Source organism: Acinetobacter sp. B51(2017) (assembly GCF_003711395.1).
Lineage (GTDB): Bacteria > Pseudomonadota > Gammaproteobacteria > Pseudomonadales > Moraxellaceae > Acinetobacter.
Genome location: NZ_PJRJ01000025.1, coordinates 31,716 through 41,727, shown reverse-complemented (window position 1 = coordinate 41,727; position 10,012 = coordinate 31,716). Strand labels below are relative to the sequence as shown.

The window sequence follows — 10,012 nt, the reverse complement described above, 5'->3', positions numbered from 1 at the left end:
TCAGCAATCTCAACGTCTTTACCATCAACCGTTAAAGTGAAGTCATCTGTGCTTGGTGGGTTTGCTGCGTCGAGATCTTCATTGAAATCAAGCGCAACTTGACCGTTTTCAGTCACTTGGGCGTTTTCAAGCTGTGGTGCAACAGCATCCACTGTTGAGTTGTTTTGAACTGGACCTGTTGTAAAGTCCGCAACATCATTACCCGCTGCGTCTTGCAGTGCCTTGTCGTCATCTTGATCCGATGGATCTTGATAAGACACTTCAACCTCTTGACCCGGCAAGATTGGATTCACCGGCACTAACGTCACTTGGTCACCGTCAACGATCACTTCAGCAATCTCAACGTCTTTACCGTCAACCGTTAAAGTAAAGTCATCTGTGCTTGGCGGGTTTGCTGCGTCTAGATCTTCAGTGAACTCAAGCGCAACTTGACCGTTTTCAGTCACTTGTGCGTTTTCAAGCTGTGGCGCAACAGCATCCACTGTTGAGTTGTTGTCAATAATCCCTGTGGTAAAGTCCGCAACGTCATTGCCCGCTGCATCTTGCAGTGCCTTGTCGTCATCTTGATCCGATGGATCTTGATAAGACACTTCAACCTCTTGACCCGGCAAGATTGGATTCATCGGCACTAACGTCACTTGGTCACCGTCAACGATTACATCAGCAATCTCAACGTCTTTACCATCAACCGTTAAAGTGAAGTCATCTGTGCTTGGTGGGTTTGCTGCGTCGAGATCTTCATTGAAATCAAGCGCAACTTGACCGTTTTCAGTCACTTGGGCGTTTTCAAGTTGTGGTGCAGTACGATCACCAGCCGAACCACCAGCACCGCCTAGCGCCGCAATCCCCACACCGCTTAAGATCGGCCATAAATATGGAAAGCCACTATACTCAGATTCAGCGTATAAAAGTGGCTCAATTTTATCAAGCGGCACATATTCAACCTGTGTTAGGTCGTAATAAAATAATGCCTCTTCGTTGGTACGAAAGACCAGTGAACTTTCTTCAGGTACAAAGTTGACAATTTCTAAAACTTGTCCATTTTTTAAAGTAATAACAACTTTGTTTCCAATGTATTCAATGCTTTTAATGTGTTCAGGATCAATATCAATTAAAACAACTGAATTTTCATTGAGTTCTACGCCAGCTAAAGGATTTTCAACCAAATGATTGTTCCAAGCCGACTTAGAAATTACTTGCACTTGCATATAGCAGCCCCAATTTTTACGTATCTCTACATGATCATTATTTAACTAAAAAACATTAAATAATTTACATATTATTCTAACATAATTTGCCTATTTTTCATACCAAAAAACGTGAATCAAGTCACAATAATATTAGTTAAAGTTGAAAAAATACCTGAATTTTCTCAATAGTTTAAACTTAAAAAAGCAGATTATTCCTATAAAAAAACCCACCAATTTGGCGGGTTTTTAGGTTGAAAATTACGTAAATATTAACGTTCGCGTAATGCTTCTTGTGCTTTGTTAAATGGTTTAATCAAGTAATCAATAATAGTTTTACCACCTGTTTTAATATCCACCGTTGCAACCATACCTGGGGTAATTGCAAATTCTTGACCTGCTTTATTGGTCAGTTTGTCACTGTCGGTACGAATATAAACACGGTAGTAGAACTGATCTTGCTTGACTTCATCACGAATGGTATCTGGTGAGATAATCGTCACCTTACCATCTAAACCGCCATAGATTGAGTAGTCATAAGCTGTGATTTTCACTAAGGCTTCTTGACCTGGACGGATAAAGGCAATATCACGCGGTGAGATACGTGCTTCAATCAGCAATTGCTCATCTAATGGCACAATGGTCATGAGCTTACCATTTTGTGGAATAACCCCACCAATCGTCATGACATCAATTTCCTTAACGACACCACGCATAGGTGATTTAAAAATGGTACGATTTAAAGTATCTGATTTACCACGTACCACTTGTTGTTGGGTTTGAATATCAGTACTGGCTTTAGCCAATTCTTCACGCGACTTCACATAGTATTGGTTACGAATATCATTCATCTGATTGCTTAAGTCATTGGCTTGACGTTTTAAACGCAATACTTCTACTTCGCTGGCTGCCCCTTTGGCTACCAACGGCTCCGTCATACGCAACTCTTGCTCAACCAAGCTTAAAGCCTGACGCAAGCCCGATAAAGATTCTTCTAAGTTAGCGCGGCGTGAATTATATAATGCGGTTTCTTCATTCACTAATTTGGTTTCTTTCATCACTTCAGGTGGAAAAGCCAGTGCAGTTCCGTTGACTTCCGCACGTAAACGCGCAGCTGTCGCTAGTGATGAAAGTAACAGCGATTCAGATTCACCGACATTAGATTCAAACCGAGTTGGATCGAGTTGTGCAAGCACTTGACCTTGCTCGACAATCTCACCTTCTTTGACATTAAGCTTGGTTAAAATACCCCCTTCTAAGGATTGCACCACTTGTTCCTTGGAAGACGGGACAACTTTACCTGTACCTGTTGATACTTCCTCAAGTTTAAATAACCATGCCCAAGTCAACAACGCAGCTAAACCAATACAGATAATCCAAATCATAATACTTGATTTTGGTAATGGTGGTTCGAGCTCGGTGACTTTTTGTACTTTCTTACTCATCATTTCGCTCCTGCTGCGGGTGCCGGACGTTTTTGGGTAGATTGATTTAAAATTTGATCGCGTGGGCCATCCATTACGATTTTACCGTCGTTGACCACAATAATACGATCTACCAACTGCAATACTGCACGGCGATGGGTTGCCACCACCATGGTACGATTGGTGAGCCAGCCTTTGAGATGATCAATTAATTGTTTTTCGGACACGTCATCAATGGCTGCGGTCGGTTCATCCAGTAATAAGATATTCGGCTGACGAATCAATAAGCGTGATAATAAGAGTGCTTGACGTTGCCCGCCTGAGAAGCCAACCCCGCCTTCTAAAATCACATGATCTAAACCTTCTTTTTTCTCTTGCACAAAGTTGATTGCACCGGTGATTTTTAAGGCTTGTAAAATATCATCATCGGTTGCCAATGGCGCACCTAAGGTGAGATTTTCACGGACTGTACCGTAGAACAATTGCGCCCCTTGATTAAGTAAGCCCATATCACGACGCACGTCCGATGGATCGATTAAATTCAGTTCGACACCATCAAGTTTAACCTTACCTTGTACAGGTTCTTGCATCCCTGACAGTAATTGCAATAAGGTCGATTTACCTGCACCATTACGCCCTAAAATAGCAATCTTTTCACCTGGCTTAATCTCAAGCTTTGGAATCACTAAGGTTGGTTTTGGATCATCAGGACCATATTTAAAAGTCACGCCCGCCAATTCATAATGCCCTTGAATCGCTGGACGATGAATTAATGAGGTATGATCAGGCTGATCCACAGGTTTACTCATTAATTCATCTAAACCTTTTTTAGCAACTTTGGCTTGTTGTAAACGCCCAAGTACACCAGCAAGTTGCGAAATTGGCGCTAACATCCGCGATGATAAAATCGAACACGCAACCAATGAACCCACAGTCATCTCACCATCCATGACCGCAAATGCGCCCACCAACACGACAATCGCAAATGCCAAACCCTGCAGTTTTTGTGTCCATGCCGTCATTAAACCCACGATCTTACGTTGACGCATGGCAACATCTGCGGATACTTCGTTCATGTGATTCCATTGGTTTTGGAAACGTGCTTCAGCACGCAGTAACTTAACATCTTCGATGCCTTGTACTGCCTCAACCAACATCGCATTACGAATGGCACTTTCACGCATGCCTTCTTGTGCCAATTTAGCTAATGGTTTTTGCGCTAAAATCCCCGGTAAGATCATAAGCGGTACAATCACCAACATCACCCAGAATAAATTGCCGCCAATCAGCCAGAAAATCCCCAAGAATAAGAAGAAGAATGGTAGATCAGCAATTGCAGTGACCGTGGTTGAAGTCACCAGCTCACGTACCCCTTCAAGTTCACGAATTTGTGAAATGAATGTACCCGTGGATTTAGGACGCTCTTTATTTTTAATCCGAATCGCATGACCAAAGACCCGATCTGAAATTCTTAAGTCTGCACGTTTACCAATGATATCAGAGAGATAAATTCGACTAACACGCAGCACAAATTCAAAGATCGCGGCAATTAAGACCCCACTTGCCAACACCCACAGTGTTGGAATGGATTGAGCTGGAATAACACGGTCATAGACGTTCATCGAGAATACAATGGTCGCGAGGGCTAAAATGTTGGCCAACAATGAGGCAAACATAATATCCATATAACGTTTCCAGTCTTTTAATACAATCGACCAGAACCAATTTTTCTCAAATGGTTTAATGTATTCATCAACACGCGCATCAGGCACTGATTTTTCAGGCCTTAAGATATACACATAGCGCGCATGCTCTTTGAGCTGCTCTAGGGTCAAGGTTTGTGCTAAACCTTGATCACCACTAAATTGCACATTGCTATTGCCTTCGCTGTCGACTGTGTCAATGACTGCAACTTGACCACCATTAAACTCAACCAATACAGGCAAACGCCATGGATTGACCAAGTCCTCAGAAAAAGCGGCTTTACGTATGCTCAAGCCAATTTGGCGTGTCATGACGTTTAGAACATCATCTACAGTTTGGTTGGGATTCCAGTCCAATTGTAAACGAATACGCTCTTCCGACGGTTCAATACGGTAGTGCCGAGCGATGGTTAAAACCGCTTGCAGCCATGGTTGGTAGTTGATTTTCGTACTCATTATTGAACTTCAAACCCCTGAATAGAAATATTATTTAGGTCATATAAATCGCGTGAGCGTCCTGTTTGGGCAATGTAGTTGACAATTGCCGTATAGATATCATAGCGAGCTGCTTCTATCTCTTGCGCTGCACTATGAATCGATTGCTCCGCGTTTAACAGATCCACCACAGTACGCGTACCGAGCTTATATTGTTCTTGGTAGAGCTCTTTGGTGCGTGTTGCAGTTTCCTTACGCGCCATCAATACACTCATTTCACGCTGTTTATTTTCAATTTCTTCTCGTAACACGCGTACTTGATCGAGTACGTTTAAGTATTCGGTGTTCATACGGGCACGGGCTGCTTGTTCTGCATAACTCGCTGCTCGGGTACGTGAAGCCGTCGCGCCACCTTGATAAAAGTTGCTGCTCGCTTCAAGCATAATTGAATTATAAAAACCGTCATCCTTATTATTATTTGGGTTACGCCCATTGACGGCTTGGCTGACTGAGCCTTTGACATTTAAGGTTGGATAATTACTTAAACGGGTTTGCTCAATTTCAGCTTTGGCCACTTGAATTTGCGCTTGTGCCAACATCATTTTGGGCACTTGGTTAAATTCAGGCTCTTGATACAAATTTGAGTCTACAATTAGACGTTCTGGTAGACTCCATTCTAAGCCTGAAACATCAAAGCCCAACAAAGTACGTAGTTTTTGTTGATATTGGCGCAATTGAGTTTGTTGCACAATCAAATTAGAACGTGAAGCCTCTAAATAAGATTGCGCTTGTACTGGGTCGGCTTGACTACTAATGCCAGCGCGTGCACGCAAATTGGCGATTTCGTTAATGCGAGCAATACCACTAATTTGCTGTTCAGCAATTTTGGTGATTTCTTGATAACGTTTAATATTCACAATCGCATTAGCCGCTTGGAAAGCCACGTCATCTACACTCACCAAAACATTGGCTTGTTCAGCTAATAGCTGTGCTTCCTCAACATTGACATTACTCCTGACCTTACCAAAGTCATAGAGCATTTGGGTCACATTTAGACTAAAAACCTGTCTGCCACGTTCACCACTGGTTAAATCACCAGTCCCCAAACCACCTGAAATTTGTGGATAGTAGCCAGCTTTGGCCACGTCAATATTGGCATTTTGCGAGGCTAAACTCGCAATCGCCTGTGAAATATCCGGATTACGTTGCACAGCACGCAAAATCGCTTCATTAAAACTTAAGCGATTGATGCTTGGGGTATAATTTGCCCCGCTTGGTAGGTTCGGATCAAAACGTGTCACCATCGGCAATTCGGGAATCGCGGATGTGTCGATCTGGAAGTTACTCAGCTCTTGAACATTTGCTTTATTAAAGTTTTCGTTACTTTTAGGCGCCAAAAAGTTACGGCTGTTTTCCTTCAAAGTATTGAAATACTGTCTAGGTGTATCCGCATACGCTGTAGCGACCGCAAGAGATAATGTTAAAATTACTCCCTTAATCACATTAGCATGTACCCCACATCCTTGTTTTGCTTTAGTTTCTTGTCTAAATGCCATAATCAATAAGTATGAATGAGCTAATATTTTTGGGTATTTTACCTTGTTTATAAAGAAATATTTGTTTTTTTATTTTCAAGGACTTGTTTTTCCTATCATACATAAAAAAACGACCAGTCATAGACCAGTCGTCGAGTTATTTACAATTTTATTTATACGGTAAAATCTTCGCCCAAATACACTTGCCGCACTTTTTCATTGGCTAAGATATCTTTGGGTGTCCCTTCTGCAATGACCGCACCTTCACTGACAATATAAGCACGCTCACAGATCGCCAAAGTCTCACGCACATTATGGTCAGTAATCAGTACGCCAATACCACGATCCTTTAAAGTGGTAATAATATCTTTGATATCACCCACCGAAATGGGATCCACCCCAGCAAAGGGTTCATCCAGTAACATAAATTTAGGATCAGCCGCTAAAGCTCGTGCGATTTCAGCACGGCGACGTTCCCCCCCAGATACACTCATTCCCAAAGAATCTTTGATATGGGTGATTTTAAAATCTGTTAACAACTCATGCAGACGTTGCTTACGCTGCTCTTTATTGAGATCTTTACGAGTTTCTAAAATCGCCATGATATTTTCCGAAATGGTCAATTTGCGGAAAATCGAAGCTTCTTGCGGTAAATAACCAATGCCTTGACGCGCACGTTCATGCATCGCCAAGTCAGATAGATCGAGATGATCGAGATGAATTTCGCCTTTATCCATGCGCACCAGTCCAACCACCATATAGAAACTGGTGGTTTTCCCCGCACCATTGGGGCCGAGTAAACCTACAATCTGCCCACTTTGCATGCTAAAGGACACATCTTTGACCACCCAGCGTTTACTATAATTTTTGGCTAAATGCTTGATGGTTAAGGTTTGCGGCTGAGAACTAGGCATTAGTCACGCGCTCCTGGGAAGGATTTAGTGCTCGATGGTGGAATAATAATTTGTACACGACCTGTAGATGAACCAGTTTTATTTGGCGTACCAATCGCTTCAATATCACCTTTGTTCATACTATAACGTAAGGTCGCGCCTTTAAGGCTAGCGCCATCTTGCTCAAGCATCGCATTGCCAGACAAGGTCAAAATTCCAGTTTCCGCGTTATACACAATTTTATTGGCTTGACCCTTGGCTAAGCCTTTATTGGCTTCTAGTTTTTGCTGAAAACGTGCTGGTGAGCCTGTTGCCGTAATGGTGCTAATTTCTTTTTTAGCATTTAAATTGGCTACAATGGATGCTGCTTGTAATTTCATGGTGCCTTGTTCCACCACAACGTTACCGCTATAGGTCATCACACCACTTTTTTCATTAAAGCTCCCGCGGTCTGCCACCAAGGAAATTGGCTGATTACGATCAGATGGCAAGGCCCATGCTGTGCTACCTGTAAGCATGGCAAATCCAAGAACAGCTGCTTTTAGCCATGTGCTACTCTGCTGAAAATTACGGTTCATACGTTCCTCGAATATTAAAAAATTCGTATTGCCCTTCATTTAAATTGGCTTTCAAACCTTGGCTTACAAATTCAGCTTGCGGTGATTGCACAATCACCATTTTATCCGTTTCGATATCGCGGCTTTGGGGATATAAGGTCAATTCTGTGGTGTCCAGCTGCATTTTACCTTGGGTTAAAATCTTGCTGGCCGAAACCTGTTCTGAAAGTACCACTTTTTCATTGTCATTATAACTATGCGCTTTTTTTGCAGCAAAAGTAGAGTTAACTTCTCCATTTTGATACATAGAGGCATTTAAGTTATCCAAATTCGCGGTTTGCTTTTGCATGTCTTGCTCCAGTCGATCGACTGTGGCTTTGACATATAACTGCCCATCTTCATTGGTTTGGGTTAAATGAATATTCTCAGCAGAATAAGTCATGCTTTGTGCAGCATCGGCTGCCAGCTTTTGCTCTTTGCCGCTGTAATAGTAGTAACCACCACTTACAGCAGCAACTACAACTGCTGCGACGTATAAAACTTTAGTATCCATCGCTGTGGTTTCACTTAAACGGTTGAATTATTTATGTGGGATTGCGGTATATTTTTCAAGTAACTCTTCGTATACACCTTTTGACATTAACAACATGTCACAAATCTCACGTACTGCACCACGGCCACCAAAGGCTTGGGTGACTAAATCAGCACGGCGACGCACTTCTAAATGACCATTCGGTACAGTCACTTTCATACCTGCAATGGCAAAGGCAGACAAATCTGGCCAATCATCACCCATATATAAGCAATCTTCAGGTTTGATATTAAGCTGTGCACATGCTTCGCGTAAGGCTGTACCTTTGTCTTCACGACCTTGATAGACCAAATCCACACCAAGATCAGACATGCGTTTTTCAACAATGTGACTTTTACGACCAGTAATAATAATGACTTTAAGACCTGCTTGTTGTACCAACTTCATGCCTAAACCATCACGGATATCAAAGGATTTAATCTCATCACCGCTATTGGTTAAGGTCACAAAACCGTCACTTAAGATCCCATCAACATCCAGTACCAAGGCTTCAATGTGACGCGCTTGTTCCAACAAAATATAAGAAGCCATTAATTTACCCCAGCTTGAATTAAATCATGCATGCTAATGACCCCAATCACTTGATTGGCGTCATTCACTACTACAAATTGGTTAATCTTTTTATCACGCAATTTTTCTAAAGCCTCGACTGCGCGTGCCTCTGCCGAAATGGTCGATGGATGTGCAATCATCACCTCAGAGACCGGCAAATTCACATCAAAGCCTTGTTGTTTATCAATTAAACGACGTAAGTCACCATCGGTAAAAATACCCAATAAAGTGTCATTTTCATCCACAACCGTGGTAAGTCCTAAGCGTTTGTCAGAAATCTCATACAACACTTGGTTCATGGGTGTACTTGGTGAAACTTTGGGTAAGTCTTTGCCTGTATGCATTAAGTGCTTAACATGCAATAACAAACGCTTACCTAAGGCACCCGCTGGATGCGAACGCGCAAAATCATCAGCGGTAAAACCACGCGCATCAAGCAGCGCCACAGCCAACGCATCACCTAAAGCTAAGGTTGCTGTGGTACTTGAGGTTGGTGCTAAACCTAAAGGGCAAGCTTCTGTGATATTCCCCAAGGTCAACGCAACATCGGCATTTTGTGGCATTGGGCCAGATGCATCACCACTAATCGTAATGAGTGGCACTTGTAAATGCTTAATCAATGGCATCAGCATCATGATTTCATCGCTTTTGCCCGAATTTGAGATGGCAATGAGCACATCACCGCGCATTAACATGCCTAAATCGCCATGTCCTGCCTCACCGGGATGCATAAAGAATGACGGTGTCCCTGTAGAGGCAAAGGTTGCCGCCATTTTACGCCCAATATGCCCTGACTTGCCCATACCTGTGATCACAAGGCGGCCTTGACATTGCAAGATAATCTCGCAGGCACGGGTAAAACGTGCATCAATCTGGCTTGCTAAGACTTGCAAGGCTTGTTCTTCAATCTTTAATGTTTCTAAGGCAACTTGTTCAAAGTCGACGAGATTGGGCATGTTTGGTGGATTCAATGTCTTAACCTTCACGCTACAGCGTGTATCAGGGGGTATCAGCAAAAATGAATTTTCGCAAATTTTAGCATATCTATGCAAATGGCATTTTTAAAATCGCTTGCTTTTTGCAAGATCACTGCGCTGTTTGGGAAAATAGCCTAGAAAACTTTGTGAAAAATGG

Annotated in this window: 9 protein-coding genes; all 9 read right to left on the bottom strand. The window is 42.5% G+C overall.

The annotated features are described in order from the left end of the window. A partial coding sequence (locus CYK47_RS11660; RefSeq protein WP_122901955.1) for a SwmB domain-containing protein occupies nucleotides 1–1,208 on the bottom strand: 1,208 nt, incomplete at its 3' end. Between the two features lie 251 nt (nucleotides 1,209–1,459). Continuing rightward, nucleotides 1,460–2,632, bottom strand: a complete 1,173-nt coding sequence (locus CYK47_RS11655; RefSeq protein WP_122901953.1) for a beta-barrel domain-containing protein — start codon at nucleotides 2,630–2,632, stop codon at nucleotides 1,460–1,462. Continuing rightward, a complete protein-coding gene (locus CYK47_RS11650; protein ID WP_122901951.1) occupies nucleotides 2,632–4,770 on the bottom strand; it encodes a type I secretion system permease/ATPase in 2,139 nt (712 codons plus the stop codon). Before CYK47_RS11650 ends, CYK47_RS11655 begins: the two co-directional genes overlap by 1 nt. Further along, entirely contained in the window at nucleotides 4,770–6,305 is a 1,536-nt protein-coding gene (locus tag CYK47_RS11645; RefSeq protein ID WP_122901949.1) for a TolC family outer membrane protein, read from the bottom strand. The genes CYK47_RS11650 and CYK47_RS11645 overlap by 1 nt, the downstream gene beginning before the upstream one ends. Nucleotides 6,306–6,457: 152 nt before the next feature. Then, nucleotides 6,458–7,198: an LPS export ABC transporter ATP-binding protein gene (gene lptB / locus CYK47_RS11640; RefSeq protein ID WP_122901947.1), complete on the bottom strand. Its 741-nt coding sequence runs from the start codon at nucleotides 7,196–7,198 to the stop codon at nucleotides 6,458–6,460. Beyond that, on the bottom strand, nucleotides 7,198–7,755 hold the full coding sequence (gene lptA, locus CYK47_RS11635) for a lipopolysaccharide transport periplasmic protein LptA (RefSeq protein ID WP_122901945.1): 558 nt from the start codon (nucleotides 7,753–7,755) through the stop codon (nucleotides 7,198–7,200). Before lptA ends, lptB begins: the two co-directional genes overlap by 1 nt. Beyond that, complete coding sequence (lptC, locus tag CYK47_RS11630; RefSeq protein WP_122901943.1) at nucleotides 7,745–8,287, bottom strand: LPS export ABC transporter periplasmic protein LptC; 543 nt, start codon at nucleotides 8,285–8,287, stop codon at nucleotides 7,745–7,747. The genes lptA and lptC overlap by 11 nt, the downstream gene beginning before the upstream one ends. Nucleotides 8,288–8,314: 27 nt before the next feature. Then, entirely contained in the window at nucleotides 8,315–8,857 is a 543-nt protein-coding gene (locus tag CYK47_RS11625; protein WP_122901941.1) for a KdsC family phosphatase, read from the bottom strand. Next, the gene (locus tag CYK47_RS11620) at nucleotides 8,857–9,834 is read right to left on the bottom strand and encodes a KpsF/GutQ family sugar-phosphate isomerase (RefSeq protein ID WP_122901939.1); all 978 of its coding nucleotides are present in this window, start codon (nucleotides 9,832–9,834) and stop codon (nucleotides 8,857–8,859) included. Before CYK47_RS11620 ends, CYK47_RS11625 begins: the two co-directional genes overlap by 1 nt. Nucleotides 9,835–10,012 lie beyond the last annotated feature (178 nt).